This is a genomic window from Jeotgalibacillus proteolyticus (assembly GCF_050107735.1).
In the GTDB taxonomy this organism is placed as follows: domain Bacteria; phylum Bacillota; class Bacilli; order Bacillales; family Jeotgalibacillaceae; genus Jeotgalibacillus; species Jeotgalibacillus proteolyticus_A.
The window spans coordinates 1-232 of record NZ_JBNILO010000053.1; the positions used below are offsets into that span (position 1 = coordinate 1).

Sequence of the window (232 nt, forward strand, 5' to 3'; positions counted from 1 at the left end):
TGAAAACTGGATAAAGACATCAAACAAACAAAGCAACAAACCGAGTAATCGCCACCTTAGTGATTTTCAAATGAAAATCCAATGAGTCATTTTTAAGAGTTTCTCTTAAAAATGGTTCAGCAGCGAGTGATTCGAGGACGTGAGTGGAGGAATCCCGGAGCGCACTTTTCAGTGCGTGAGGAGATGACGACACGAGCGGACGAAGAAGCGCGACGCTGATCAACCATTTTTT

1 protein-coding gene is annotated in these 232 nt (G+C 43.5%); it reads right to left on the reverse strand.

The genetic code is table 11. From position 1 onward, the window contains the following. Window positions 1-19 precede the first annotated feature (19 nt). Window positions 20-232 (reverse strand): hypothetical protein (locus tag ACQCT8_RS19110; protein ID WP_426873709.1); only part of this gene is annotated, 213 nt, incomplete at its 5' end.